General features: G+C 60.6%; 28 protein-coding genes. 10 read left to right on the forward strand and 18 right to left on the reverse strand.

Annotated features, from left to right (window positions below):
* Positions 1–16 precede the first annotated feature (16 nt).
* A complete protein-coding gene (locus tag J1G33_RS04780) occupies positions 17–652 on the forward strand; it encodes a DedA family protein (RefSeq protein WP_194439549.1) in 636 nt (211 codons plus the stop codon).
* Here J1G33_RS04780 and J1G33_RS04785 read toward each other — a convergent pair.
* Positions 633–1,868: a sterol desaturase family protein gene (locus J1G33_RS04785; RefSeq protein WP_223017768.1), complete on the reverse strand. Its 1,236-nt coding sequence runs from the start codon at positions 1,866–1,868 to the stop codon at positions 633–635. The two genes, J1G33_RS04780 and J1G33_RS04785, sit on opposite strands and share 20 nt — an antisense overlap.
* 115 nt (positions 1,869–1,983) lie before the next feature.
* On the opposite strand from J1G33_RS04785, the gene elbB reads away from it, so the two are divergent.
* Positions 1,984–2,649 (forward strand): isoprenoid biosynthesis glyoxalase ElbB, encoded by a 666-nt coding sequence (gene elbB, locus J1G33_RS04790; protein ID WP_005792422.1) that lies wholly within the window; start codon positions 1,984–1,986, stop codon positions 2,647–2,649.
* A 4-nt stretch (positions 2,650–2,653) separates the two neighbouring features.
* Here the strand turns inward: elbB and J1G33_RS04795 are convergent, their stop codons facing one another.
* The 5 genes from J1G33_RS04795 to J1G33_RS04815 all read right to left on the reverse strand — a co-directional run bounded on the left by J1G33_RS04795 (position 2,654) and on the right by J1G33_RS04815 (position 8,351).
* Complete coding sequence (locus J1G33_RS04795; protein ID WP_223017769.1) at positions 2,654–3,109, reverse strand: YaiI/YqxD family protein; 456 nt, start codon at positions 3,107–3,109, stop codon at positions 2,654–2,656.
* A 1-nt stretch (position 3,110) separates the two neighbouring features.
* Entirely contained in the window at positions 3,111–5,006 is a 1,896-nt protein-coding gene (locus tag J1G33_RS04800; RefSeq protein WP_223017770.1) for an FTR1 family protein, read from the reverse strand.
* Positions 5,007–5,146: 140 nt separating this feature from the next.
* Positions 5,147–5,779, reverse strand: coding sequence for a LysE family transporter (locus tag J1G33_RS04805; RefSeq protein ID WP_005792425.1), 633 nt, complete (start codon positions 5,777–5,779; stop codon positions 5,147–5,149).
* An 89-nt stretch (positions 5,780–5,868) separates the two neighbouring features.
* The gene (locus J1G33_RS04810; protein ID WP_005792426.1) at positions 5,869–6,441 is read right to left on the reverse strand and encodes a mechanosensitive ion channel family protein; all 573 of its coding nucleotides are present in this window, start codon (positions 6,439–6,441) and stop codon (positions 5,869–5,871) included.
* A complete protein-coding gene (locus J1G33_RS04815) occupies positions 6,441–8,351 on the reverse strand; it encodes an ATP-binding cassette domain-containing protein (protein ID WP_032878796.1) in 1,911 nt (636 codons plus the stop codon). The genes J1G33_RS04810 and J1G33_RS04815 overlap by 1 nt, the downstream gene beginning before the upstream one ends.
* Positions 8,352–8,401: 50 nt before the next feature.
* On the opposite strand from J1G33_RS04815, the gene J1G33_RS04820 reads away from it, so the two are divergent.
* Positions 8,402–8,866, forward strand: coding sequence for a TIGR02444 family protein (locus tag J1G33_RS04820; RefSeq protein ID WP_032878795.1), 465 nt, complete (start codon positions 8,402–8,404; stop codon positions 8,864–8,866).
* Here J1G33_RS04820 and J1G33_RS04825 read toward each other — a convergent pair.
* Positions 8,863–9,849, reverse strand: a complete 987-nt coding sequence (locus tag J1G33_RS04825; RefSeq protein ID WP_223017771.1) for an AlgP family protein — start codon at positions 9,847–9,849, stop codon at positions 8,863–8,865. The genes J1G33_RS04820 and J1G33_RS04825 overlap by 4 nt on opposite strands.
* Before the next feature lie 192 nt (positions 9,850–10,041).
* On the opposite strand from J1G33_RS04825, the gene J1G33_RS04830 reads away from it, so the two are divergent.
* The gene (locus J1G33_RS04830; protein WP_103734174.1) at positions 10,042–10,719 is read left to right on the forward strand and encodes an FKBP-type peptidyl-prolyl cis-trans isomerase; all 678 of its coding nucleotides are present in this window, start codon (positions 10,042–10,044) and stop codon (positions 10,717–10,719) included.
* Positions 10,720–10,771: 52 nt separating this feature from the next.
* Here J1G33_RS04830 and J1G33_RS04835 read toward each other — a convergent pair whose 3' ends face one another.
* The 7 genes from J1G33_RS04835 to J1G33_RS04860 all read right to left on the reverse strand — a co-directional run bounded on the left by J1G33_RS04835 (position 10,772) and on the right by J1G33_RS04860 (position 17,160).
* On the reverse strand, positions 10,772–11,230 hold the full coding sequence (locus J1G33_RS04835; RefSeq protein ID WP_032878791.1) for an Rsd/AlgQ family anti-sigma factor: 459 nt from the start codon (positions 11,228–11,230) through the stop codon (positions 10,772–10,774).
* A 208-nt stretch (positions 11,231–11,438) separates the two neighbouring features.
* Complete coding sequence (locus tag J1G33_RS04840; RefSeq protein ID WP_078822616.1) at positions 11,439–11,960, reverse strand: disulfide bond formation protein B; 522 nt, start codon at positions 11,958–11,960, stop codon at positions 11,439–11,441.
* Positions 11,961–12,197: 237 nt separating this feature from the next.
* The gene (locus tag J1G33_RS04845; RefSeq protein WP_223017772.1) at positions 12,198–13,439 is read right to left on the reverse strand and encodes a heme biosynthesis protein HemY; all 1,242 of its coding nucleotides are present in this window, start codon (positions 13,437–13,439) and stop codon (positions 12,198–12,200) included.
* 5 nt (positions 13,440–13,444) lie between these two features.
* Complete coding sequence (locus J1G33_RS27820) at positions 13,445–14,560, reverse strand: uroporphyrinogen-III C-methyltransferase (RefSeq protein ID WP_032878787.1); 1,116 nt, start codon at positions 14,558–14,560, stop codon at positions 13,445–13,447.
* Positions 14,561–14,578: 18 nt separating this feature from the next.
* Entirely contained in the window at positions 14,579–15,337 is a 759-nt protein-coding gene (locus tag J1G33_RS27825; protein ID WP_032878785.1) for a uroporphyrinogen-III synthase, read from the reverse strand.
* Positions 15,334–16,275: a hydroxymethylbilane synthase gene (gene hemC / locus J1G33_RS04855; RefSeq protein WP_032878783.1), complete on the reverse strand. Its 942-nt coding sequence runs from the start codon at positions 16,273–16,275 to the stop codon at positions 15,334–15,336. Before hemC ends, J1G33_RS27825 begins: the two co-directional genes overlap by 4 nt.
* Positions 16,276–16,413: 138 nt before the next feature.
* Positions 16,414–17,160, reverse strand: a complete 747-nt coding sequence (locus J1G33_RS04860; RefSeq protein WP_005792437.1) for a LytTR family DNA-binding domain-containing protein — start codon at positions 17,158–17,160, stop codon at positions 16,414–16,416.
* Between the two features lie 501 nt (positions 17,161–17,661).
* Here J1G33_RS04860 and argH point away from each other — a divergent pair.
* The gene (gene argH, locus J1G33_RS04865) at positions 17,662–19,056 is read left to right on the forward strand and encodes an argininosuccinate lyase (protein ID WP_005792438.1); all 1,395 of its coding nucleotides are present in this window, start codon (positions 17,662–17,664) and stop codon (positions 19,054–19,056) included.
* A 97-nt stretch (positions 19,057–19,153) separates the two neighbouring features.
* Here the strand turns inward: argH and J1G33_RS04870 are convergent, their stop codons facing one another.
* Complete coding sequence (locus J1G33_RS04870) at positions 19,154–19,813, reverse strand: glutathione S-transferase (RefSeq protein WP_032878779.1); 660 nt, start codon at positions 19,811–19,813, stop codon at positions 19,154–19,156.
* 126 nt (positions 19,814–19,939) lie between these two features.
* On the opposite strand from J1G33_RS04870, the gene J1G33_RS04875 reads away from it, so the two are divergent.
* From J1G33_RS04875 to J1G33_RS04885, 3 genes are all read left to right on the forward strand, one after another.
* Positions 19,940–20,224 carry a hypothetical protein gene (locus J1G33_RS04875; protein WP_032878776.1) on the forward strand — a complete coding sequence of 95 codons (285 nt, stop codon included), beginning with the start codon at positions 19,940–19,942 and terminating at the stop codon, positions 20,222–20,224.
* Positions 20,225–20,319: 95 nt separating this feature from the next.
* Entirely contained in the window at positions 20,320–20,571 is a 252-nt protein-coding gene (locus J1G33_RS04880; RefSeq protein WP_032878774.1) for a TIGR02647 family protein, read from the forward strand.
* A 168-nt stretch (positions 20,572–20,739) separates the two neighbouring features.
* On the forward strand, positions 20,740–23,580 hold the full coding sequence (locus J1G33_RS04885; protein WP_148853803.1) for a class I adenylate cyclase: 2,841 nt from the start codon (positions 20,740–20,742) through the stop codon (positions 23,578–23,580).
* Here the strand turns inward: J1G33_RS04885 and rnk are convergent.
* The 3 genes from rnk to cyaY all read right to left on the reverse strand — a co-directional run bounded on the left by rnk (position 23,577) and on the right by cyaY (position 24,672).
* Positions 23,577–23,987 carry a nucleoside diphosphate kinase regulator gene (gene rnk, locus J1G33_RS04890; protein ID WP_005792442.1) on the reverse strand — a complete coding sequence of 137 codons (411 nt, stop codon included), beginning with the start codon at positions 23,985–23,987 and terminating at the stop codon, positions 23,577–23,579. The genes J1G33_RS04885 and rnk overlap by 4 nt on opposite strands.
* A 131-nt stretch (positions 23,988–24,118) precedes the next feature.
* Complete coding sequence (locus J1G33_RS04895; RefSeq protein WP_078822619.1) at positions 24,119–24,337, reverse strand: DUF1289 domain-containing protein; 219 nt, start codon at positions 24,335–24,337, stop codon at positions 24,119–24,121.
* A 2-nt stretch (positions 24,338–24,339) separates the two neighbouring features.
* Positions 24,340–24,672 carry an iron donor protein CyaY gene (gene cyaY, locus J1G33_RS04900; RefSeq protein ID WP_032878767.1) on the reverse strand — a complete coding sequence of 111 codons (333 nt, stop codon included), beginning with the start codon at positions 24,670–24,672 and terminating at the stop codon, positions 24,340–24,342.
* A 238-nt stretch (positions 24,673–24,910) separates the two neighbouring features.
* On the opposite strand from cyaY, the gene J1G33_RS04905 reads away from it, so the two are divergent.
* Positions 24,911–25,078 carry a lipoprotein gene (locus J1G33_RS04905; protein WP_003195417.1) on the forward strand — a complete coding sequence of 56 codons (168 nt, stop codon included), beginning with the start codon at positions 24,911–24,913 and terminating at the stop codon, positions 25,076–25,078.
* A 9-nt stretch (positions 25,079–25,087) separates the two neighbouring features.
* On the forward strand, positions 25,088–26,335 hold the full coding sequence (lysA, locus tag J1G33_RS04910; RefSeq protein WP_032878765.1) for a diaminopimelate decarboxylase: 1,248 nt from the start codon (positions 25,088–25,090) through the stop codon (positions 26,333–26,335).
* Positions 26,336–26,337 lie beyond the last annotated feature (2 nt).

Consider the following 26,337-nt stretch of genomic DNA (forward strand, 5'->3'; position numbering starts at 1 on the left):
GCCAGCACCCCAGACCATGCTTCAACAATTTCTGCATGACTTCGGCTACTTTGCCCTCTTTCTCGGCACGTTTTTCGAAGGCGAGACCATCCTCGTACTCGCAGGCTTCCTGGCGTTTCGTGGCTACATGGATATCAACCTGGTGGTGGTCGTTGCCTTTTTTGGCAGCTATGCCGGCGACCAGCTTTGGTACTACATGGGGCGCAAGCACGGCCGCAAGCTGCTGGCACGCAAGCCGCGGTGGCAGTTGATGGGCGACAAGGCACTGGAGCATATCCGCAAGCACCCGGATATCTGGGTGCTGAGCTTTCGCTTCGTCTACGGGTTGCGCACGGTGATGCCCGTGGCGATCGGCCTGTCCGGTTACCCGCCGATGCGCTACCTGATCCTCAACGGTATTGGTGCGGCGATCTGGGCCGCTGCACTGGGGGCTGCGGCCTATCATTTCGGTGCGGTGCTGGAAGGTATGCTCGGCAGCGTCAAGAAGTACGAGCTATGGGTACTGGGCGCCTTGCTGTTGCTGGGCTTTGGCCTGTGGCTGCGACGTCGCTTCAAGAATGCTCGCATCGCCCGCCAAGCGTGTGCCGAGGCCAAGGCGCGACAGGCTGTCGAGCAAGCCTCGGTCGAAACGCCTAAGACGCCAACCGAGTAAAACGGCCTCTGCAACAGTAGAGACCAATCACGCTGAGCAGGCTGTAGCTCGCCAGGCCCAGCCAGGCGAGAGGGCTGGCAGGCCACAAGCCGACCAGCGGCGCCAGCCATACCAACGGCAGGTTCAGCGCCAGGCGCGCCAGCTCGGCCTTCAACGCCCATGGGCGATTCTCCAGCGCCACCCCCAACGTAAACAGGCCCAGCGCCATCGCGCCCCAGCCGAGCACCAACGCCGCCGCAGGCAAGCCCTCACCGAAATTCATCAGATAACTGCCAAAGCCCACATAAGCAGCAAATTGCAAGGCGATGTAGACCTGCTGCCGCGCATCCAAAGGCACTTCGAACTTGCGAAACTGGCTCAGGTCCGGCTTGGCTATCGGGTATTTGGCTTTGACGTCCGCCGGGCGCCAGCCGGTGCGCATGAACCAGATGCGCAACTTGTCCCGCCAGCTTTCGGTGCGCCGGGCGTCACTCCATAACTGCGCATAAAACTGCAGGTTGGCCCACAGCGGGTTCCAACTGGCCAGGGGTGTGGTTACCCCAAAGATCACCGGCTCGTTGTCGTCTTCCTCTTGAAAAGTACCGAACAGCCGGTCCCAAATAATGAACACCCCGCCGTAGTTACGATCCATGTAGAGAGCATTCTGTGCGTGGTGGGCCCGATGATTGGACGGCGTCACGAAGAACCACTCAAACCAGCCCAGCTTGGGAACGTGGCGGGTATGGACCCAGAATTGATACAACAGGTTGAGCGAAGCCACGCTGATAAACACCACCAGCGGCACGCCGACCACAGCCAGAGGCAGGTAGAAGATCCAGCTCAGCAGAAAACCGGTGCTGGTCTGGCGCAAGGCGGTGGTGAGGTTGTAGTCCTCGCTCTGGTGATGCACCGAATGCGCGGCCCACAGGATATTGCGCTCATGGCCCATGCGATGCAGCCAGTAATAACAGAAGTCATAGAACACAAAGGCGAACACCCAGGTCCAGGCACTCTGGGCCGACAGCTCGATGAGCGCCAGGTGCTTGAGGGCGAACGCGTAGGTCAACAGGCCCACGCCCTTGGTCAGCAAACCGGTCGTGGTGGACAGCACACCGGTGCTGAGGCTGTTGATGGCGTCCGCTACTCGGTAGTTGCGTGCACCGCGCCAACGGTCGGCCAGCAGCTCCACAACGATCAGGGCGATAAAAAACGGTACTGCGTAAGGCACAAAGTCCATGGGCTAGTCCGGTCTATTTTTGTTACATCAAGATTAGGTGCAGCGACGTGAGATCCCATTGGCAACAGGTTACAAATTAGTAGACATTTAACGCCATGAATCAGGAGAAATGCCCATGAGCAAAAAGATTGCAGTGATCCTTTCCGGCTGTGGCGTATACGACGGCGCAGAGATTCACGAGAGCGTGATCACGTTGCTGCGCCTGGACCAGCGCGGCGCTCAAGTGGAATGCTTTGCACCCGATATTGCGCAATTGCACGTGATCAACCATCTCACCGGCGAAGAAATGCCCGAGTCGCGCAATGTGCTGGTGGAGTCTGCGCGTATCGCCCGGGGCGCAGTGAAGGATATTGGCCAAGCCAATGCCGCCGACTTCGACGCCCTGATCGTGCCGGGCGGGTTTGGCGCAGCGAAGAACCTGTCGAACTTCGCCGTGGAGGGCGCCGGCTGCAGCGTCAACCCGCAGGTGCTGGAACTGGCTGAAGCGTTTGCCGAAGCAGGCAAGCCGGTGGGGTTGATCTGCATCTCTCCGGCCCTGGCCGCGAAGATCTACGGCCCTGGCGTGACCTGCACCATCGGTAACGATGCCGACACAGCGGCTGCCCTGGACAAGATGGGCGCCACGCACCACGAATGCACGGTGGAAGATATCGTCGAGGACAAGGCGCGCAAGCTGGTCAGTACGCCGGCGTATATGCTCGGCAAGAACATCAGTGAAGTGGCGTCAGGGATCAACAAGTTGGTCGATCGGGTGCTGGAGTTGACCCACGAGAACGACTGACAGGTCAGGCTGGGCGCATAAGACGTGTAAGGATTCGGTCCAGGGCATTGGCAAACGCCTGCTTATCCTTCTCGCCATGGGGCGGTGGTCCGCCGCCCATCTGACCTTGCTCACGCAGGTCGGTGAACAGGTTGCGCACCGCCAGGCGCTCACTCATGTTCGCCGGGCTGAACTCCTTGCCTCGCGGATCGAGGGCCGTGACGCCCTTCTTCACCAGCCGATCGGCCAAGGGCACGTCACTGCAAATCACCAGTTCGCCGGGTACGGCGTGCTCAACCAGGTAATCATCGGCCGCGTCGGGGCCACTGGGCACCACGATCAGCTTCACACAGGAAAAGCTCGGCTTGATCTGGATCTGCCCGGCCACCAGCACCACCTCGAACTGGCGCTTGAGGGCAAACTTCACTACCTGGTCCTTGGCCGCCCGAGGGCAGGCGTCGGCGTCGATCCATACCCGCATGCTACGCCGCCGCCCGGCGCTTCTCGGTCAGCCGGCTGCGGCCATACAGCACCACAATCGCCAGGATCGCCACAGCCTGCGCGCCCAACGAATACGCATCGGCATGGATGCCCAGCCAGTCGAAGTCAAAAAACGCCACCGGCCGCGTGCCGAAGATGCCCGCCTCCTGCAAGGCCTTGACACCGTGCCCGGCGAACACCACCGACAGTGCGCACAGCAACGCAGCGTTGATGCCGAAGAACAGCGCCAACGGCAACTTCGCCGAGCCACGCAGGATCACCCAGGCCAGGCCCACCAGCAGCACCAGCGCAGTGGCACCACCGGCCAGCACCGCGTTGTGCCCGGCAGGGCCGGCCTGCAGCCACAGGGTTTCGTAGAACAGGATCACTTCGAACAGCTCGCGATAAACCGAGAAGAACGCCAGCACGGCAAAACCGAAACGGCCGCCGCCGCCCACCAGGCTGCTCTTGATGTAATCCTGCCAGGCTGCCGCGTGACGCCGGTCGTGCATCCACACGCCGAGCCATAGCACCATCACGCTGGCGAACAGCGCCGTGCAGCCTTCGAGCAGTTCTCGCTGGGCCCCGCTGACGTCAATCACATACGCCGCCAAGGCCCACGTAGCCAAGCCTGCCAACAGCGCCAGGCCCCAACCGACGTTGACGCTGCGAACCGCCGACTGCTGGCCGGTGTTACGCAGGAAGGCGAGGATCGCCGCCAGCACCAGAATCGCTTCCAGGCCTTCGCGCAACAGGATCAGCAGGCCAGAGATATAGCTCAATGACCAGCTCAGGCCATCGCCGCCCAGCAAGCCGGCGGATTCAGTGAGTTTGCCTTTGGCAACGTCCAGACGCTGCTGCACCTGCTCCATAGGCAAACCATCCTGCAACGATTGCCGATAGGCCATCAGGGCCTTCTCGGTGTCTTTGCGCACATTGGCGTCGACGTTATCCAGGGAGCTTTCCACCAGCTCGAAGCCTTCCAGGTAGGCAGCGACGGACAAATCATAGGCCTGCTCGTGGTCGCCGTTGCGGAAAGCCGCGAGGCTCTTGTCCAGCGTGGCGGCCGTGTAGTCGAGCAACTGCGCGGGACCACGCTGAACCTGTGGCGGCTGTGCACGCTGGGCGCGGAACGTCGCCGCAGCGCCAGGGCCGTCAGCGGCGAGCACTTCATTGGGGGTCTGGCGCGCCAGGTCGGCGAGGTTGAACGCCTGCTCGCTTTTGGCGGCAGCCGGGTCGGCGGTGAAACCGGCGATATAGGTCGCCAGGTCCCAGCGCTGGCGATCGTCCAGTTGGTCAGCGAACGACGGCATATCAGTGCCTTCGACACCCAGACCGAGGGTGTTGTAGATCGCATACAGGCTCAAGCGATCCAGGCGCGTGGCGTCACGCAGGTTAGCGGGGGGCGGCGTCATGCCCATGCCAGCCGGACCATCACCGGCGCCGACAGTGCCGTGGCATACCGAACAATGCTGGGCATAAAGCGGCGCGCCGCGTGTCGGGTCCGGCGTGATGGCCGGTGCTTGGCTGACTTCATACGCCACGGCCAGCTTGGCGCCCAACTGACGAGCCTGGCGGGCCACGCTCGCGCCGTCCTGATGGGCGGTGACCGCCGCCAGCAATTCATTAACGCCGCTTATCAACTCAGCGCGCTCGGGTTTGTCGGGCAGATCAGCCACCAAACCCTGCAGCACTCCGAGAAACTCCACCTGCTCGCGGTATTCCGAGTCGTCTACCACCTTGCCTGCCTCTACCGTAGGCGGGTAGTCGGCGCCGATGTAATCCAGCAAATGCAGGGCCTGTGGCGCGCCTTCGGCGGTCGCGGCCAAGAGATTGAAGCTGCACGACATCAGCGCCGGCAACAGCAGCCACGCAAGAAAGCGGAAAGGGGCAGTCATGAATGAATCTCAAGTGGAAATACGAAGTAACACTATTGTTGAGCTTTAATGAATTCGACTCAAGGTGTTATTTCATATCACCCCTAAATCCAATGTGGGAGGGAGCTTGCCCCTTCCACATTTCGATTCGGTTTCGGCAATTACGCAGTAGCGCGATGCAGGCTGGCGAGGAAGCCGGCAGCGCCAACAAACAAGCCGGCGAATGTGCGGTTTACGCGCTTCTGTTGTTTAGGCGTACGCAACAGACGCAAGACTTTCGACGCCAACCCCGTGTAACCCGCCATCACGATCATATCGACGCTGATCATGGTTGCACCGAGGATCAGGTACTGAATCAACAGCGGCGCCTGCGGGTTCACGAATTGCGGCAACACCGCCAGCATGAACACCAGGGCCTTAGGGTTGCTGGCGTTGACCAAAAAGCCGCGGAACATCATCGCCATCGGCTTCCCGATCGGGCGCACGGCGGCGTCATCGGTCATGTCCATGGGCAGGGCGCGCCATTGCTTGATGGCCAGGTACACCAGGTAGGCCACGCCAAACCATTTGATCGCATAGAACGCGGTAGACGACGCCGCCAGAATGGCCCCCAGGCCACCCGCGACCACGGCAATCTGCATCGCCAGGCCCAGTTGCAGGCCAATGGCGTTCCAGTAGCCACGGACAAAACCGTATTGCAGGCCGCTGGACATCGAGGCGATGGCACCGGCGCCAGGAGAAAGGGAGATGATCCAACTGGCCAGGAAAAAGGCCAGCCATGTGTCGAGAGCCATTGCGCACCTCAGAAGGGAGTCAGCGATTGTGCCTTTAAGCTAACTCTACCGACCGAAGGCTGGCTATAGATTTTTACAAGATGTAAACGCTAGCGGTCGCCCGGAAATACATGGGTGCCAGGCCAACGGCGCACCGAGCGCTGAAAGAACAAGCTGTTAGGCACTTGCACCATCGCGCTGCTGGTCCCGGCTTCTTCTACTTCGATCAATGTGGTGTAAAGCAGGTTGATCGCCACGACCCTGCCCTTCACGCCGGGTTTGTCGACGGTGTCCACCAGCTCGACAATATCCCCAAGGCGGAACGGCCCGACGGTGAAGATCAGAATTGCGCACAACAGGTTGGACAGCACCGACCACATGGCGAAGAACGCCACTGCCGCTACCGCGACAAACCCTGACAGCGCCGTCCACAACACCGTGGCAGACACCCCCAGGCGCCCCAGCACAAAGATCAGCGCACTGCCCATGATCAGCCAGCGCAAGCCGCCGCGCAGGGGCATCAGCAGTTGCGGCGGGAACGGGTAACGCTCACCCAGGCGCGTCAGGCCCTTGGCGACGAAGCGCTGGGCCAGGTAGCCGGCCAGCAGGATCAGCAGGATTTGCACGCCGATCCATACGGGCTCGACCCATTGCGCCGGTACCGGCAGTTGCAACGCTTCCATCAGGACAGCGCCTCCAGCTCCGCTTGCAAGGTTTCGAGCAGTTCGAGGGCCTCCATCCAGGTTTCCTCCAATTGCCCTTCGCGCACCTTGAGCTTGGCCTGTTCGGCCAGCAGGTCACGCAGCTCATCCTTGCGCGCCGCCTCGTACACGGAGCTATCACCCAGGCTGGTTTCGATCTTGGCCAGGCGCTCGTGCACCTTGCCCAGCTCGGCTTCCAGCTTGTCGGCCTCACGCTTGTGCGGCGCCAGCTGCTGGCGCAGCGCGGCGGCGGCCTGGCGCTGGGCTTTCTTGTCGGTCTTGTCCGGGTTGACCGGGGTGTTGCTGGCCGGCGCATTGCGCAGGCGGTACTCGGTCAGCCAGCGTGCGTAGTCGTCCAGGTCGCCGTCGAATTCTTCGACCTTGCCGTCGGCCACCAGCAGGAAGTTGTCGGTGGTGCTCTTGAGCAGGTGGCGATCGTGAGACACCACCAGTACCGCACCGCTGAACTCCTGCAGGGCCATGGTCAGTGCCAGGCGCATCTCCAGGTCCAGGTGGTTGGTCGGTTCGTCGAGCAGCAGCAGGTTTGGACGGTCCCAGGCGATCAGGGCCAGGGCCAGTCGGGCTTTTTCGCCCCCGGAGAAATTCAGCACTGGCTCGTCGATACGCGCCCCCCGGAAGTCGAAACCGCCGAGGAAGTCGCGCAGGGTTTGCTCGCGCTCGGTGGGCGCCAGGCGTTGCAGGTGCAACAGCGGGCTGGCCTTGGCATCAAGCGAGTCCAGTTGATGCTGGGCGAAGTAGCCCACCACCGTGTTCTCGCCACGGGTCAGGCGGCCAGCCAGTGGCTCAAGCTCACCCGACAGGTTCTTGATCAGCGTCGACTTGCCCGCGCCGTTGGGGCCGAGCAAACCAATGCGTGCGCCCGGCGTGAGCTGCAGCTTGACCTTCTCCAGGATGGTCTTGTCGCCGTAGCCCAAGCGAGCGTCCGACAGATCGAGCAGGGGGCTTGAGATCTTCACCGACTCACGGAACACAAAATCGAACGGCGAATCGACGTGGGCCGCCGACAGTTCTTCCATGCGCTCCAGCGCCTTGATGCGGCTCTGGGCCTGACGGGCCTTGGTGGCCTGGGCCTTGAAGCGGGCGATGTAGCTTTCCATGTGCGCACGTTGCGCCTGTTGCTTTTCAAAGGCCTGTTGCTGCTGGGCCAGGCGCTCGGCACGGGCACGTTCGAACGCGGTATAGCCGCCACGGTAGAGGGTGATTTTCTTCTGTTCGACGTGGGCGATGTTGTCGACCACGGCGTCGAGGAAATCCCGATCGTGGGAAATCAGCAGCAAGGTGCCCTGGTAGCTCTTGAGGAAATCCTCCAGCCACAGGATCGCATCGAGGTCCAGGTGGTTGGTCGGTTCGTCGAGCAGTAACAGGTCGGAGGGGCACATCAGTGCCTGGGCCAGATTCAGGCGCATGCGCCAGCCGCCGGAGAAGTCGGCGACCGGGCGGTCCATCTGTTCGTTGGTAAAGCCAAGGCCAGCGAGCATTTTGCGGGCACGGGCGTCGGCGGTGTAGCCGTCGGCACTGTCCAGCTCGGCGTGCAGACGGGCCTGGGCGGCACCGTCCTGGGCTTTTTCGGCTTCGGCGAGGTCGTGTTGCACCTGGCGCAGGCGCAGGTCGCCATCGAGCACGTAGTCGATCGCGATGCGGTCCAGGGTGTCGATCTCCTGGCGCATATGGGCGATGCGCCAGTCGGCCGGCAGCAGGCAGTCCCCGGAATCCGGGGTCAGCTCACCGAGCAGCAAGGCGAACAACGTGGATTTGCCGGCGCCATTGGCACCGATCAGGCCGGCTTTGTGACCGGCGTGCAGGGTCAGCTCGGCGTCTTCGAGAAGACGTTGCGGGCCACGCTGTAATGTTAGGCTTTGAAGTCGGATCATAATGGCGGCGGAGTCTACCAGCTTCGTTGGCCGCTGGCTTGGGTGTGAATATGTGCGCTGACCTGTGGAGCTTTGCCCTTTCTACCTACGCTCGCCCGGGTGTAGAGGCCGCTTGCCTGCGTTTGCAGGAACAAGGCGCGGATGTATGCCTGCTGCTGTGTGGTGCCTGGCTGGAGCGGCGCGGTGTGGCACATACACCTGAGCGGGTGCAGGCGCTGCAACAGCTTGCCCGTCCGTGGCGGGTGCAGGTTGTCGAACCGTTGCGATACCTGCGCGTGCAATGGCGAGCCCTGGCGCAGCAGGATACGCAGCTGGCATCGTTGCGCGAGCGGGTCAAAGCCCTGGAGCTGGAGGCTGAACGAACACTGCTGGCGCGCCTGGAAACCTTGGCGCAGGCATGGCCGATCAATGAGGTGGTGGGTCAGTACGAATGGCTTGAAGGCCTGGCGACCGAAGCCGCCAACCTTGACCACGACGCGCTGCAGGCGCTGCGCGTCGCGGCCACCGACGCTTAGGAAGCGCTGGCTGGGGTGGTGCTTGGCGCTACCGGTGCAGGCGTGGTGCTGGCCGATGCGGTTGGAGCGGTGGATGCTGCCGGTGCCGCTGGAGTGGCTGGCTTGGCGACTGCTGGTTTGGCAGCAGCAGGTTTGGCGGCTGGCTTGGCTGCTGGTTTCGCGGCTGCAGGTTTGGCGGCTGGCTTGGCTGCTGGTTTCGCGGCTGCAGTTTTAGCGGCTGGCTTGGCTGCTGGTTTCGCGGCTGCAGTTTTAGCGGTTGGCTTGGCTGCTGGTTTCGCGGCTGCAGTTTTAGCGGTTGGCTTGGCTGCTGGTTTCGCGGCTGCAGTTTTAGCGGCTGGCTTGGCTGCTGGTTTCGCGGCTGCAGTTTTAGCGGCTGGCTTGGCTGCTGGTTTGGCAGCTGCAGTTTTAGCGGCTGGCTTGGCTGCTGGTTTGGCAGCTGCAGTTTTAGCGGCTGGCTTGGCTGCTGGTTTGGCGGCAGCGGTTCTAGCAGCTGGCTTGGCTGCTGGTTTGGCAGCTGCAGTTTTAGCAACTGGCTTGGCAGCAGTGGTTTTGGCAGCGGGCTTGGCTGCAACTTTTGCGGGTGTACGAGCCCCCAGCGCTTTAGCTACGGCTTCCTTCACACGACCAACGCCTTGGGCCAGCTTCAGGCTTTCTTGAGCGTCTTTTTTGAGTTGGGAAATGTAGCTGCGGGTTTCAGCTTGACGATCCTTGAGGGCATCCAGCAGGTCCTCAAGTTCTTTGACTGCGCCCTTGGCTTTGGTTTGCGCCTTGGACTTGCCGGCAGTAGCGGCGTCTTGCAGTTTGGTACGGGACTTGTGCAGCTTTTCTTGCGCTTTACCGCGTTGTTTTTCCAGTTTGGCGAGCAGTTTTTCTGCATCGGCCAACGCCTGGGAACATGCGCTTTCCAGATGTTCGAGCAAGCTGCCCGAAAGTTGTTGGAGCAAGTGCAACGGGGTATTTACAGGCTTCTGTTTGGCCGACATGGTTTACCTCCTGGCTGACGTGGGTGCGGCTCATACTAGCCCTCTGCTCTTACCGCCGCTAGCGCATGTTGACAGTATCGTTGGGCTTGCGTTGCACGGTACGAAAATTCTTATCGATATAACGCAAATGCTCACCAGTTTTTACGCACTCACACTGGCATAATCCGTCGCACTTTCGCCGGGAGAATGTCCATGTCGCGTTATCTTTTTCTAGTGCTTGGCTTGGCGATCTTCGTGGCCGATGCGAGCGAGCAATCGCCGTCAAAAAACACTGCCACAGAGGCGCATGATCTAGCCTATAGCTTGGGCGCAAGCCTCGGCGAACGGTTGCGCCAGGAAGTCCCCGACCTGCAGATCCAGGCCCTGATCGACGGCCTCAAGCAAGCCTATCAAGGCAAGCCGCTGGCGCTCGACAACGCGCGCATCGAACAGATTCTCACCGAGCACGAAGCGCAAAACGCCGCCAACGCCCAGCTACCTCAAAGCGAAAAAGCACTCGCCGCCGAACAGCAATTTCTAACTCGGGAAAACGCCGCCAGTGGTGTTCGTGAATTGGCAAATGGGATTCTGCTCACCGAGCTGGCACCGGGCACTGGCAACAAGCCGTTAGCCAGCGATGAAGTGCAGGTGAAATACGTGGGCCGACTGCCTGACGGAACTGTCTTTGACAAAAGTACGCAACCACAATGGTTTCGCCTGAACAGCGTGATCAGCGGTTGGAACAGTGCATTGCAACAGATGCCGGTGGGTGCGAAATGGCGTCTGGTGATTCCTTCAGCCCAGGCCTATGGCGCAGACGGCGCAGGTGAGTTGATCCCGCCCTATACACCGCTGGTGTTCGAGATAGAACTGCTCGGCACTCGCCACTGACCCATAAAAAACGGTGCGACATGCGCACCGTTTTTTATCTCCCTACCAAGCTTCAGACTTGGGTGGCAGCCTCTTCCTTATGGGCGTTGTGCAGTACTTCGATCAAGCAGTCTTCCAGCTCGAAACGTTCATGCAGCAGCGCGCCCAGTTCTTTGAATTTTTCCGCTACGCATTTCCCTGCGTCACACAGGTCGGTGAACGCCAGCAGTTTTTCCGTGATCACATCGATGCGCGGGTAAATAGTCTCTGCCAGGTCGAGGCCACGCTGGTCGTCGAAGGCTTCCGCCTCTTTGGTCAGTTGCTCGTAGACGCCGAAATGGCCTGCCGATACGTAGTCAACCAGTACCCCACAGAAATCCTGCAATGGCTCGCGATTCTCACCCAATGCTTCGGGCTTGGCACCGAGAGCATCAAAGGCCCGAACCAGTTCGTGGCGTGCCTTCAGCCAGCTGTCGATCAGCTTGTGCACCCCACCCCAACGTTCCTGAGCATTCTGACAACTTTCCAGCATGATGATCTCTCTTCCCTATAGGGGCGCTGCTGCTCTGTACCTGCGCAACACTTGAAGGATTAAGCAGCAGTCGAACAAAGCCGCGTCTGACAAATGGTTTGGATACGCGTGCGGGCCAGATTATGCCCGCAGGACTATGGCTTCAAGGTACGCAGGAGAGAATGTTCATACAAGTGTTTAATCCCCTCCTACAACGCGCGTCCCGTTTTCATGACGTTGTGATGCGCAAATGCTTACTGAACAACAGCCGCGAGCATTGCATGACACCCAGGATCAACATCGCCACAAAGAACAACAGGCTCCACTCCGGCAGGCTCAGGTCAAATAGCGTCCAGTTGATTTCAACGCAATCGACAGTCCCGTTGAACACTGACCGCGCCGCCTGCCAGAACGACAGGTTTTCGATCATGTAGTGCAGGCTGGGCCAGCAATCCCGGCCCGCACCTGACGGAATATTCTGCAATAGCACTTGGCGCCCGGCAGTGATGGCACCCAATAATGCACACACGGTGCTCGCCAGCCCATACAGGCAAAGGCCGGAGCGCCCGGGATTATGAAGGGCGGCCATCAGGTTGATCAGCGCAAAAGTGGCCAGAAGCAGACGTTGTACCTGGCACAGAAAGCAAGGCTGTAGCAACGCGCCGTATTCCAGATAGAAGGACGCGCCCAACGTCAGCGCACCCGCCATGAACGCCAGCAAAAACAAGGAGCGTAAAGGGGCCAAAGACATTGTTTATCCGCACTGCAAGAGATAGGTCGCTACGGTAGAGGAAAGGCCCGACCCCTTTCAAGACGCCTCGGAGCAGACAATTCCGCGAAGAAGCAAGGACATTCCGCCAAGGCATGGCGGAAATCCAGTTACAACAAGTAGGAATTAGTCATCACGTCAGTTATACCGAGTGTTTATTGGGATTTTAAAGATCGGGTGTCGGATAGATCCGAGCCAATCCATTCACCCTTTCCTACTTCAAATACGCGCGGGTACTGGCAGAGACGAGGACAACAGACGATTGTCGAGCAGCCCCAGACCTTCCTGAAACAGCTGGTTGCTGCGCTCGGTGTCGCCCAGTTGGGCCAGCAGGCGGGCCAATTCGGCACAGGCTTCGGGGTTGCGCTGAACTTGCAGGCTGCTTTCCAGATAGTCCCGCGCCTTGCCCCACAGGCTGTTTTGCAGGCACAGACGGCCAAGCGTCAGCAGCAAGCTGGCATCGCCCGGATGGTCTTTGAGCCAGCCTTCGGCAAACTTCAACTGGCGCGCCGGGTCACTGCCACGCAACAGGCCATACAGCCGAATCAGATGGCTGTCATAGTCGCGCTTGAGAGCACCACGCAGCACTTCCTCGGCCTTCGCATCCGCGCCTAGCCGACGCAACTGGTCGGCATAGGCCAGCACCAATTGTGGCTGCTGGCGCTGGGCCGAAGTCAGTTGCTCCCAGGCACGCTCCAGAGACTGCAAGCCCGCCTCGCCCTGCTCCTCACGCTGGGCAGCCAGGCTCAGGTTTTCGCCCCAGGCACGACGTTCCAGCTCGGCCAGCTCACTGGCGGGCAAGACTTTGTCCTTGCGCAGCTCAGGCAGCAGGCGAATCACCGACGACCAATCGCCACGCTGCTGATGCAGGCGCTGTAGCTGCCTGAGTACCTGCGCGTTATGCGGGTGACGCTCGTGCATCGCCTGAAGCGTAACCAGGGCGCCTTCAGTATCGCCGCGGTCCATCTGCAGTTGCGCATGGCTCAGGGCTACGGCCAATTCCGCCTGGGGCTGGCGCTCCAGGGCGCGCTCCAGCAAGCCGTCGGACTCCTCATAGCGGCCCTGCTCATTGGCCGCACGGGCAGCACCGATGTAATAGAGCAGCGGCTGACGCTCTGCTTCGGCAGCACGGTGCAAGTGGCGCTCGGCACTGGCCCAGCGGCCCTCGGCAAGGTCCATCTGGCCTTGCTCGATCGCGATCTGCACACGGCGGCTGCGGTTGCGTCGCGACCATGGATTGACCACGCCACCGGAGGTGGTGATCAGGCTCAGCAACACACGAACCAGGTAGATCGCCAGGCCGATGGCAAACACCGCCACCAGGGTAGCCCACAGGCTTGACTCGTAATGCAGCAAATGCGGATAGGTAATCAGCACGTAGCCGGTGTGTTTCGAAATACCCACGGCCAGTGCGAGGGCGACTGCAATCGCCAGCACCAGGATCACATAGAAACGCTTCATCAGCTCTACTCCTGGGTCGCCGGTTTGCCGGCCGCGGCCTTGGCTTCGTCGGCAGACAGATGACGACGTTCAAGGTAAGCCTGCACGGCGGCCAGGCTCGCAGCCAGGTCCGGCGTCACCACCGACACGGCCTTGGGCTCAAGTTCAGCGATACGCGCCAGCATCGCCTTGCTCTGCGGGTTGTCCTGATTGAAGTTGTCTTGCAATACGCTGCGCGCTTCGCCCAGCGAGCGGCTGTATACCGCCGACTCGCCGTTGAGCGCGGCCCACTGCGCCTGCTCCAGCGCCAGGCTCAAGGCCAGGCGCACTTGGTTCAAACCCTGGCCTGCCAACAATGGCCGGATATTGTCATCCGGGTTGAAGTCGATGCGGAAATAGCGGGAAATCTGTTCCCACCACTGGCTCAACTGGTTCTGCGTATCGCTGGTGGGGCGCCCTTGGGAAGCAGGTTCCGTAAGCTGATACTCCGGGGCAATCGCCGCCAGTTGCACGACCTGGTCACGCAAGGCCGCCAGTTGCAGGTACAGGCCGGTGCGGTCTGGTTGCTCAGTGCTGCGCAATGCGGCAAGGCTCTTGGCCAGTTGCTCACGGGCGGTGAAAGCCCCTGGGTCGCTCTGCTCGCGAAGAATCTCGTCGGCGCCCTGGACCAGCGACTGCGCACTGTTGATGTCTTGCAAGGCAGACAAACGCAAACTGGCCAGACGGATCAGATGCTCCGCCTCGGCCAGGCGCCAATCCTTGCGGCTGGCGCCCAACACCGTTTCGAGGCGCTGGCTCAGGCGTTGCTGATCGCCCTGCAACTGGGCAACCAGGCGGCGGCGCTCTTCCAGCTCGTCCGCACCCGGCAATTGCGCCAGACGGGCGGCCAACTGTTGCTGGCTTTGCTTGAGGCTCTGGGATTGGTCATCCAGGGTCTGCACTTGGCTCAATTGATGTTGGCTGCTGGCTTGAAGGGCGCGGACCTGCCAGATCCCCCAGCCGCCAGCAGCTACGCCAGCAGCCCCTAGCAGCAAGGCGACGACCGCCAGGCCATTGCCACGGCGCGGCGCGGTGACCGGTGTCTCGACCGGCGCATCAAGCGCGGGCTGAGCTTCATCTTTAGGCAAGGCTGTTTCGCTCACGTATCCGTCCTTTGCGTATCAGAGAGTGGGAACGGGATAGCTCCCCAACGCCACTAACAAAGCCGCGGCACTCGCGCCGCGACAATCCACAACTTTTTTTGCGCCAGCGGCCCGCGCCATCTCATAGACGCGCGGGCTGGGCACGAACAACGGCAGCTGTGCCACCTGTGGCCAATCGGTGCCCGCCAGGGCTTGCAGGTGTAAAAAACCCTGCCCACTGCTGACCACCAGGCCGTTCAAGCGTTCCAACCGGATGCGTTGCATCAGCGCACCCGTCTCGTAGACCGGGAGAAAACGCCGATACAATTCCAGATAGTCGACACTAGCACCTTGCTCGCGCAAACGCTCTGCCAGCAACTCGCGGCCGCCCTCGCCACGCAGGATCAGTACCTTGGCGCCCGGCTGTGCGATAGCCTCGCGCAATGCAGGCAATTGAAGCAAGGCCTCGCTGTCATCGCCAGTGGCGGGATAATGAACGTCGAGGCCATGACCGGCGAGGATCTGCGCCGTCGCCGCACCGACGCTGAACCACGGCATTGGCGGCACGGCATTCCCCAACCGTTGCAGCGCCAGGCGCGCGGCCGGCTTGCTCACAACAATGACCGCGCAATAACGCTGCAACGCGTCAAACACCGCTTGTTGCTCAGCCGTGACCGCTAACGCTTGCGTCTCCAGCAACGGCAGACGGCTGCTGTATATACCGGCCTGGGACAATAAAGCCGCCAGGGCTGTCGACTCCTCGGCAGGCCGCGTCAGCAGCACTCGCCAGTCGGTCACTGCGGACCGGCCTCGCCATAGACTTTTTGCAAAATGGCACCGGCGCCTTTGTCCAGCAACTCCTCGGCAACCTGAATCCCCAAGGCCGTCGCATCTCGTTGCGGCCCACGCACCTGGGCGGTCAGCAGGGTACCGCCATCCGGATCCCCCACCAGGCCACGCAGCCACAGGTTCTCACCTTCGAGTACGGCATAGCAGGCGATGGGGACTTGGCAGCCGCCATTGAGGTGTTTGTTCAGGGCACGCTCGGCGGTCACACGAACTTCGGTATCGGCGTGATCGAGGGGCTTGAGCAGTGCGTGGATTTCGCTGTCGACGGTCCGACATTCGATGCCGACTGCGCCCTGCCCGCCGGCGGGCAGGCTGTCTTCGACGCTGATGGCCGATGTGATGCGATCTTCGAAGCCCAAGCGGATCAAGCCGGCGGCGGCAAGAATGATCGCGTCATATTCGCCGGCATCCAGCTTGGCCAGGCGCGTATTGACGTTGCCGCGCAAAAAGCGAATCTGCAAGTCGGGCCGACGTGTCAACAACTGAGCCTGGCGACGCAGGCTGGAGGTGCCGACGATGCTGCCCAGCGGCAAGTCATCCAGGGACGCGTAGGTATTGGAAACAAAGGCATCACGCGGATCTTCGCGCTCGCAGATGCAAAAAAGGCCCAGGCCTTCAGGGAAGTCCATGGGCACGTCTTTCATCGAATGCACAGCGATGTCGGCTTCGTTTTCCAGCAGCGCAGTTTCCAGCTCCTTGACGAAAAGACCCTTGCCGCCGATTTTCGACAGGGGTGAGTCCAGCAGCTTGTCGCCGCGACTGACCATGGGCACCAGGGATACCTTGAGGCCCGGATGAGCCTGCTCAAGGCGTGCTTTGACGTATTCGGCCTGCCACAAGGCCAAGGCGCTTTTACGGGTGGCGATGCGGATTTCGCGAGAGGACATGGATCAATCCGTACTGAATAGATACGGCGGATAATAACAGCTCAGGCAAATACGCTTTGATTTGAATCAGCAAGTGCGGGGCCTCCCTGGCCACATCGCACCGGGATAAGGAAGGCAGACCGCGCCCCAGCCCTTGGGCTAAAGCTGCTGCATCATCTTGCGCACGCCGGCGACATGGCGTCGGCTGACGATCAACGCATCGCCATTGAGCCCCTTCAGGAAGAGCTGAAAGTGCCCCAGGGGTGTGCGCTGCAAGCGCTCAATACGTTCGCGGGCTACCAGCGCGTTGCGATGGATACGCACAAAACGGTCGCCGAATTCATCCTCAAGAGCCTTGAGCGGCTCATCCAGCAGCACTTCGCCGGCTTCGTGGCGCAGGGTCACGTACTTGTGATCGGCAATAAAGTAGACCACCTGGTTGAGCGGGATCAGCTCGATGCCTTTGCGGGTGCGCGCACTGATGTGGCTGCGTGGCCCGTTACCACTTTGGGCCGCAGGCTGGGTCAGTGCGGCAAGTTGGGCACGGCTGGGACGCTCGGCTTTTTTCAAGGCTTTGAGCAAGGCCTCGGCGGTGACCGGCTTGACGAGAAAACTGACACCGCTGTCTTCCAGCGTCTGTGCAGAGAACTCTTCCTGGGCCGCGCACAACACCACGGCAGGTGGCGATTCGCGCTCGCTCAGGCGGGCAGCGACTTGCAGGCCATCAAAGCCCGGCATACGGATATCGAGCAGCACCACATCCGGCTTGAGGCTGTCGATCAGCGTCAACGCCTCCTCACCGCTGGTGGCACTCGGTTCAAGGACTGTATAACCCTCGAGTTCACTGACAAGACGGCTCAGTCGCTCGCGGGCTTGGGGTTCGTCATCAACGATCAGGACATTCATATTGCGCTGGATTCCTGCGTGAGTCTCGCACAAGGATAGCGTAGACAGGTGCGGTGACTTACGTCACAGCGATCCACGCTAAGACTAGCGCGAGCGGCAAAAAGTGCCCTGAGAGCGGCACCCAAATTTACCCGGACCTGTTCAATAGCGCCCAAGACCTGCTGCCTTCGGGCATCGTCGTAGGGTTCACTGATACACAATCCGAATACCCCCCTGTTTAATGGATAGTCTGGTTATGACCGCATCACCAGACTTTGGTGCATTCACACACTAGCAGTCCAACTGTAGACGCTCACTGAGACGATATTGCTCAATCGTCAAATATCGTTTCAATAAGTACGTATCTCCAGTCTCGTCCCGGATGCGTTCGGCGGCAAGGCACTTAGCCATCTACGACACAAATAAAATTGCCGATCACCCGCGGCACCGCCTTCACGGGCAACCCTGTTATTATCGCCGGTACACCTTCATGCCTCTTTCAAGCAGATCACGAGCGAATCCATGAGCACCGACAAGACCAACCAGTCCTGGGGCGGCCGCTTCAGTGAACCCGTCGACGCCTTCGTCGCGCGCTTCACCGCCTCCGTCACCTTCGACCAGCGCCTGTACCGCCACGACATCATGGGCTCCATCGCCCATGCCACGATGCTGGCCAAGGTCGGCGTGCTGACCGACGCCGAGCGTGACAGCATCATCGACGGCCTGACCACCATCCGCGGTGAAATCGAGGCAGGCACGTTCGACTGGCGCGTCGATCTGGAAGACGTGCACATGAACATCGAGGCACGCCTGACCGATCGCATCGGCGTGACCGGCAAGAAACTGCACACCGGCCGCAGCCGTAACGATCAGGTAGCCACCGATATTCGCCTGTGGCTGCGCGATGAAATCGACCTGATCCTGGCCGAAATCACCCGCCTGCAAAAAGGTCTGCTGGAGCAGGCCGAGCGTGAATCGGACACCATCATGCCCGGCTTCACTCACTTGCAGACCGCACAGCCAGTGACCTTCGGCCACCATCTGCTGGCCTGGTTCGAAATGCTCAGTCGCGATTACGAGCGCCTGGTCGATTGCCGCAAGCGCGCCAACCGTATGCCGTTGGGCAGCGCTGCGCTGGCCGGCACCACCTACCCGATCGACCGCGAGTACACCGCGCAACTGCTGGGTTTTGACGCCGTGGGCGGCAACTCCCTGGACGGTGTTTCGGACCGCGACTTCGCCATCGAATTCTGTGCCGCCGCCAGTATCGCGATGATGCACCTGTCGCGCTTCTCCGAAGAACTGGTGCTATGGACCAGTGCCCAATTCCAGTTCATCGACCTGCCGGACCGCTTCTGCACCGGCAGCTCGATCATGCCGCAAAAGAAAAACCCTGACGTGCCTGAGTTGGTGCGCGGCAAGAGCGGCCGTGTATTCGGCGCGCTAATGGGCCTGTTGACCCTGATGAAAGGCCAACCATTGGCCTACAACAAGGACAACCAGGAAGACAAGGAACCGCTGTTCGACGCCGCGGACACCCTGCGTGATTCGCTGCGCGCCTTTGCCGACATGATCCCCGCGATCAAGCCCAAACACGCGATCATGCGTGAAGCAGCCCTGCGGGGTTTCTCCACGGCAACCGACCTGGCGGACTACCTGGTGCGCCGTGGCCTGCCGTTCCGTGACTGCCACGAAATCGTCGGCCACGCGGTGAAATACGGGGTGGACACCGGCAAGGACCTGGCGGAAATGAGCCTGGAAGAACTGCGCCAGTTCAGCGACCAGATCGAACAGGATGTGTTTGCCGTGCTGACCCTGGAAGGCTCGGTAAATGCCCGCAACCATGTGGGCGGCACTGCGCCGGCACAGGTCAAGGCAGCGGTCGTGCGCGGCAAAGAATTGCTCGCCAGCCGCTAAAACTGTGGGAGGGGGCTTGCTCCCGATGGCGGTGGGTCAGCTAAGATTTTCTTACCTGATACACCACCATCGGGAGCAAGCCCCCTCCCACATTTGCTCACCTTTTGGCCGCAATCATCGCCATGAATGCAGGCATCGCCGCCTGCCTGTCCGCCTCGACCTTCTGCGCGTTGGGCATTTCATTCAGGCGCCCCAACAAGGCCTTCACCTGCGGCAACTGCGCCAGCAGGTCCAGCCCGAACAGCTTCTCGCCCACGCCGCACGCCAGGTTCAGGCTGTACATGAAATACAAATCCGCAATGGTGAAGTTCTCCCCAGCCACATAAGGCGCGAACTTACCGTGCCGACCTAACGTACCGATCCCAAGCAGCAGCTCGGCCCTGGATTTCTCCTTGATCGCCTCCGGCACCGTCATGCCGAAAAAAGCCTCGGCGAAACACGCTCGCGCAGGCAGTTCGATGTAGAGCTCGATTTCACGGCACAGCGCCAGCACCTGAGCCCGTTGAAAAGGGTCGGCCGGCAGCAATGAAGGGCCTTCCTGAGTGTGTTCGATGTACTCCAGAATCACGCTGGTTTCATTGATAAACCCTTGCTTGACGCCCAGCACCGGCACTTTGCCTCGCGGGCTCACCGCCAAGGCTTCGGGGGTCTGGCCTGCATAGAAAGGCACCTCCTCGAAAGCCAGCCCTTTCTCCAGAAGTGCAAGCTTGACCATGTTGTAGTAGTTACTGACTGAAAATCCGTAGAGCTTGAGCATTGCAGATGCCTCCAGGCCGGGTGTGGGGTTGGCTGCAAGAGTTATAGTTCCAGGCGCCCGGCCTGACCAGCAGCATCACCTGCCTGAATGGCGGTAGACTGGCACCCTTTCCTTGAGGAGCCTGCCATGAGCGAGCCGACCGATATCGACAATGACGAAGAAGAATTCACCGAAACCACGCTGATCGAAGCCATCGAAAACCAGATCGAAAGCGACAACCCGCCAGCGGCCAAGGCAACGTTCAACAAACTGACCCTGGTGGGCTACGAGCGCGACGACATCCTGAATCTGATGGCTCACGTGCTGGCCTTCGAGATTGATGCCATGCTGGACGAAGACCGTGCATTCGATACCCAATGGTATGAAACAGCGCTGCGAGCATTGCCGGAGTTGCCGCCTGAAAAGGAATAACCCCAGTACGCAGCAACACGCTGGACAGTTCGGCAAAGTGCGTTCACCTTATGGCCTGCTAGCCTCTAATAAATTTTAGAAAGTCTGGAGTCCTTATGTCGTATACCCCCGAGTTGGTTGCCGAACTGGAAATCCTTGCACTCTTCAACCTGGACAGCTCCCAGGAGGGTCTGAAAGTCCACCAGACCGCCGCTTCGGCTGCCATCGCAGCTGCCAAGCGCCTTTTTGACAAAGATCTGATTACCCAACCCGATGGCGGCTACCTGACCAGCCTGGGTCGGGATGCAGCTCAACACACCCAAAGCCTGCTGACGATTTTGAACACAACGAAAAAAGAAGCTGCCTGACACCTGATCCCGCCCATGGGGTCCGCCCGTTGCGGACTCCGAGGGCGCTGTTGTGTGGCGCAAAAATTCTGACGCCAAAAAGCCACTTCCCTCTAAAACTCCTACGCTACTGTCTGTAGACTCCTGCATGGCTGCCCACGTCGGGCCCAGCGAGCCACCGAGTTCGACATGACCCGCACCCACGAAATCCGCCCCGATCTGGACGAAGGCATCGACCGCAAGGTGCTGACCCAGTTGCGCGCGCGTTTCATGGCCCTCAATGAGGGCCGCATGGCCCGGGCTGTCGAGGGGCTGACACCACGCCAACAAGGCGTGCTGACTTTGTTGCCGCTGTTTTTCCACGTCAATCACCCACTGTTGCCGGGCTATGTCTCCAGCAGCACCCCGGCGGGGCTGTCGAATTTCGAACCTGACGCCCAGGCCCTGGCCGAAGCCCAACGCCTGACCCGCTCGTTCTCCTATAAACCGCGCCATGGCAACCCGCCCCGCCCCATCCACGGCCTGTTCCTGATGGGCAGCCTCGGCACGCTGGCCCAGGCCGATCAAAGCGATATGGACGTGTGGGTGTGCCACGCTCCCGACCTGGACGAAAGCGAACTGGCAGAGCTGCGCAAGAAGTGCCAACTGCTGGAAGCCTGGGCCTTGAGCATGGGCGCCGAGGCGCATTTTTTCCTGATCGAACCTACACGCTTTGTCCTGGGTGAACGCGATACGCAACTAAGCTCCGACGATTGCGGTACTACCCAGCACTACCTGCTGCTGGACGAGTTCTACCGCACAGCCATCTGGCTGGCCGGGCGCACGCCGATCTGGTGGCTGGTGCCGGTCTACGAAGAAAAGCGCTACGCCGAATTTACCCACGCCCTGATTTCCAAGCGGTTTATCCGCGCCGATGAAACCCTCGACCTGGGTCACTTGGCCCATATCCCGCCGGGCGAGTTCATAGGTGCCGGGCTGTGGCAATTGTTCAAGGGCATCGAGTCACCGTACAAATCGGTGCTCAAGCTGCTGCTGACCGAGGTCTACGCCAGCGAACATCCGAACGTGTACTGCCTGAGCCTGCGTTTCAAGCGAGCGGTGTTCGCCAACCAAGTGGACCTGGATGAGCTGGACCCTTACATCGTGGTGTATCGCCGCATCGAGGAATACCTCAAGGCCCGCAACGAGCCGGATCGCCTGGAACTGGTACGACGCAGCCTGTACCTGAAGATCAACCGCAAGCTCAGCGCCGGCCAGCGCACCCCCACTTGGCAGCGACTGCTGCTGGAACGCCTGGCCCAGGAATGGGGTTGGGACCAGCGCCAACTGGCCCTGCTGGACAGTCGCAGCCAGTGGAAAGTGCGTCAGGTTGCTTCCGAGCGCCGCGCTCTGGTCAATGAACTGAACTACAGCTACCGTTTCCTCACCCAGTTCGCCCGCAGCGAACAGACTGCCAGCCTGATCAACAAACGCGACCTCAATGTACTGGGCCGGCGCTTGTATGCGGCGTTCGAACGCAAGGCCGGCAAGGTTGAGTTCATTAACCCAGGCATCGCCCCGGACCTGGCCGAAGACACCCTGACCCTGGTGCAGTCGCCCAACCGCAAGGAACCGGGCCAGCACCATTGGGGTTTGTATAACGGCAACCTGACGGCCCTGGAGTGGGAGCACTTCGCGCCGATCAAACGCAGCCGGGACCTGCTGGAAATGCTCACCTGGTGCCATCGCAACGGCGTGATCGACAGCAGTACCCGCCTGGCGCTGCACCCCGGTGTCAGCGACATGACCGAGTTCGAGTTGTTCAACCTGCTGGGCAGCCTGCAACAGACCATCGCCCTGCCCCTGGCCAGTGTCGATGAGAGCCGCTTGCTGCGCCCGTCAGTGCCCGAAGACGTGCTGTTGCTGATCAACGTCGGGGTTGACCCGCTCAAGCATCATCGCGACCTGAATATCCTGATGACAACAGAGCGCACCGACTCCCTGAGCTACGCCGGTGTACGCGAAAACCTGGTGCTGACCCTGGACCAGGTCATGCTTAACAGCTGGAACGAGGTGATGGTCAGCCGCTATGACGGCCCCCACGCCCTGCTCGACTGCCTGCGCGATTACCTCAACCAACTACCGCTGGGTCATCTGCCACGGCTGCAAGTGCGTTGTTTTTGCCACAACCGTGCGCAGTTCATTGCCCAGCGTGTAGAAGAGGTGTTCGACACCGCACAACACCTGCTGCTTGGCCAAGGCAATCATCGTTACCTGTTGCAGGTGCAACAGCACTATCACGTCATGGAACTGACACCGGGCCAGGCCAATCATGTGTCACTGCCAACCCAGGACGCGCTGATTGCCTACCTCAGTGAGGAACTGGCCAGCTACAGCCCTTGGCACCTTGACGCCATGGCCCTGGAAGACCATGACCTGGCGCTGCTCCTGCCTATGGGCCAGGCCGATTGCGTGCAAGTGTTCTATCGAGTCAATGAAGGCTTCGCCCAGCTGTACGTACTCGACGAATTCAACGCGCTTTGGCAGCAGCGCTTGCCGTTTCATGATGAACAAAGTCTGCTGGCTCCGCTGCAACGCTTCCTGCAATCGATCCTCTATCGCCGCGAAGCGCTGTCGTCCCTGGATTCCCGACAGCCCCTGGGTGAAGTGCACACCTTGTACTATCAGTTATTGCCATCGGGCAGCAGCCGCGCCCGCGGCGTGGAACCACGACCGGCGCCGCAGAACCCTGCCAACAAGCCGTTTTATGACGTGCAGGCAATTATCGGCAAAGGCGCGCCTGGCCAGGTGGGGATCACCCTTTACTGCAATCAGCGGGAATTTTGCGAACTGGAATTTGGCGACCAACTGTTTGCCGTGGTCGCCCGGGAGATCGTCGGGCAACGCCGGGAAACCGAACGTTACCGTTGCTACATCACTGATCTGGACTTGTCAGGACTGCTCGGTGATGTGCAAAGCCCGAGCAATTTGTACCTGCGCTACAAAGCCGAACTGGAACAGTCCCTCAATGCCGCACTGGGCCAGATTTAGAGCGAGAAAGCCCCGCCATCCTTGGGCTGGCCTTCGACACTGAGCAATTCCAGCTTGAGCGTCTTGCCACCCGGTGCAGGCCAGTCGATATGCTGGCCCACTTGCAGCCCCAGCAAAGCACTGCCTACCGGAGCCAGGATCGAGATCTTGCCTTCGTCGGCGTTCGCGTCCTTGGGGTAGACCAGCGTCAGGTGATAGTCCTTGCCACTGCTTTGCTCACGGCAATGCACGCTGGAGTTCATGGTCACGACACCCGCAGTCACTTCATCGTGACCGACCACGTCTTCGGCGCGGTCGAGTTCGGCTTGCAACGCTTCGACGCCGGGAAACTCGTCGCCCAAGCGGTCGATCAGTTGCTCAAGACGCTGCACGTCAAGACGGGTAAGAATGATGGAAGGTGCGGTCATGATTCAGGCAGACTCCTTTTTTCTGCACAAAAAAGCAAAACCCCGCCAGAAAAAGGCGGGGTTCTCACGGACCTCGATGAGTTGAGGTGTACCCGGACACTACCACAGCGTCACAAATAAACAAGATGCTGTCAGGCTTGGGCCTTGCGCTGCTCAGCTTGCGCGCAGATCACCCGGCGCCGCGCATCGTCGGCGGAGCGCCATTCACGGATGTCTTCCACGTGGCGGAAGCAGCCGAGGCAGACTTTCTGCTCGTCCAGGCGACACAAACTGATACAAGGTGACGGCACCGCCGGGCTGACATTGCTGAACAGCGGCTTGGGCGGGCGTACAGGTACAGGCTGGGTCACGGTCAGATCTCTTCGAAATCCAGCTCGGCGCCGGTATATTCCTCGACGAGGCGCGCGAGCATTTCGCCCAGCAACTCTTCACTTTTGTCGCACTGCCATTTGCCGCTTTCTTCGTCGTAGTCGAAGTGAACGCCACCGGAGCGCGCAGCCAGCCACAGCTGACGCAGCGGCTCCTGGCGACTGAAGATCAGTTGCGGGCCGCTCTCGAACTTGACGGTCAGCACACCAGCCGAGTTTTCCAGATCCACATCCAGGTCGCTGTCGTCGAAAATATCTTCCAGCTTCTCCTGGGTGGCATCCACCAGGTCGTGAAAACGGGCTTCGGTCAAACTCATTGTGGCAACCTCAAAAGTGTCTGGTTTTGCTCAAGCGGGGCACAATACGGACGCGCTTCGCCGATTGCAAAGGATACCGATTTCATGACAGATGGCAGTACGAAATATCATCAAGTAGCGTAGCCCGCTTCTTGTGCTCCTCGGCAAAGCCCCGCCGGACGGGTAGTGCGGCGCATAGGCAAGCTGCCGGGTGGTCGGTATACTCGGGCGCAATTAATGCATATTCAAGGATTTCGCCATGAAGCGCCTGATCTCTTCCCTTGCTGCGCTCGTCGCGGTCGCTTGCCTCGTTAGTGCCTGTGGCCAGAAAGGCCCGTTGTACCTGCCGGATGACAGCAAAGATCCGAATGAACAGGCGCAATCGTCGCAAAAGCCGTCAAAAGCGCATAAGCACGACACCTACTAAGGGAAACTTATGGACGCTTTTAACTACCGGGACGGCGAGCTGTTCGCGGAAGGCGTGGCGCTGTCCGCGATTGCCCAGCGCTTTGGTACCCCGACCTACGTGTACTCCCGTACGCATATCGAAGCCCAATACCGCTCGTTCACTGACGCCCTCGATGGCGTGCCGCATCTGGTGTGCTACGCGGTCAAGGCCAACTCCAACCTGGGTGTGCTGAATGTCCTGGCGCGCATGGGCGCCGGTTTCGACATCGTCTCCCGTGGCGAGCTCGAACGCGTATTGGCCGCCGGCGGCCAGGCTGAGAAAATCGTGTTCTCCGGCGTCGGCAAGACCCGCGAAGACATGCGCCGCGCCCTGGAAGTCGGCGTGCATTGCTTCAACGTCGAATCCACCGACGAGCTGGAGCGCCTGCAAGTCGTTGCCGCCGAGATGGGCGTTCGTGCGCCGATCTCCCTGCGCGTCAACCCGGATGTCGACGCCGGCACCCACCCGTACATTTCCACCGGTCTCAAAGAGAACAAGTTCGGCATCGCCATCGCCGACGCCGAAGAGGTGTACATCCGCGCCGCGCAACTGCCGAACCTGGAAGTGCTGGGTGTCGACTGCCATATCGGCTCGCAACTGACCACACTGCCACCCTTTCTGGATGCCCTTGACCGTCTGCTGGCCTTGATCGATCGTTTGGGCGAGTGCGGCATCTACCTGCAGCACATCGACCTGGGCGGCGGCGTCGGCGTACGTTATCGAGACGAAGAGCCACCGTTGATTAGCGACTATATCCAGGCCGTGCGCGAACGCATCGAAGGCCGCGACCTGACGCTGATGTTCGAGCCGGGCCGCTATATCGTCGCCAACGCCGGCGTGCTGTTGACCCAGGTCGAGTACCTCAAGCACACCGAACACAAGGACTTCGCCATCGTCGATGCGGCGATGAACGACCTGATCCGCCCGGCGCTGTACCAGGCCTGGATGGATGTCACCGCCGTGACGCCTCGCGCAAGCGAAGCACGCACCTATGACATCGTCGGCCCGATCTGCGAGACCGGCGACTTCCTGGCCAAGGATCGTCAGCTGGCCCTGGAAGAAGGTGATCTGCTGGCCGTGCATTCGGCGGGTGCCTATGGGTTTGTCATGAGTTCCAACTACAACACTCGCGGCCGTGCCGCCGAGGTGCTGGTGGACGGTGATCAAGCATTTGAAGTGCGTCGCCGCGAGACGGTAGCCCAGTTGTATGCTGGCGAAAGCCTGCTGCCGGAGTAAGC

This window comes from Pseudomonas sp. P867, assembly GCF_019891455.1.
GTDB classification, from domain to species: domain Bacteria; phylum Pseudomonadota; class Gammaproteobacteria; order Pseudomonadales; family Pseudomonadaceae; genus Aquipseudomonas; species Aquipseudomonas synxantha_A.